This window comes from Streptococcus suis (assembly GCF_002964045.1).
In the GTDB taxonomy this organism is placed as follows: Bacteria; Bacillota; Bacilli; order Lactobacillales; family Streptococcaceae; genus Streptococcus; species Streptococcus suis_U.
In genome coordinates this window covers 1-472 of the sequence record NZ_POPB01000628.1, presented here as the reverse complement: position 1 = coordinate 472, position 472 = coordinate 1, and the positions used below count along the sequence as shown (strand labels likewise).

1 pseudogene is annotated in these 472 nt (G+C 40.9%); it reads right to left on the bottom strand.

What is annotated here, in order from left to right:
- Nucleotides 1-472: pseudogene (locus tag C1E99_RS13610) on the bottom strand (zinc carboxypeptidase); the annotation flags it as partial.

Below are 472 nucleotides of genomic sequence, written 5' to 3'. Positions count from 1 at the left end.
GGTGATAAAGACAGGTTGGTCTTGATAATTTCCAGCGATGGCGACAATTTTATTGGCTAATTTGTCATGACCAGGCCACCAACCTGCGATATAATAATCTTTGTCAGCTATTTTAACAAGCGTTTTAAATCCTTCAGGAATACCTTCAATCCAATTACCGGAGTTGGAATAGAAAAGTCCATTCATGGCGTAGCCACTTGTTAATGGATCTTTATCATCAATAATAGCCCGCATGAGACCTTCATAGTCACCACCATCTGTAAATTGTTCCGCATTGAAACCTGCTAAGATTCCTAATTCCTCCAGTTTTTGCATGGCGACACCACCTACGATGATAATTGGTTTCTTACCAAATACACTGGCATCGAATTGGTCTGATTCGAGAATGATAGCATCAGCCTCATCTGCACTATTGACAATTTCAAAGCCCATTCGTTCTACCGCAAGTGCAGCATTTGCAAGAATGGCAAAG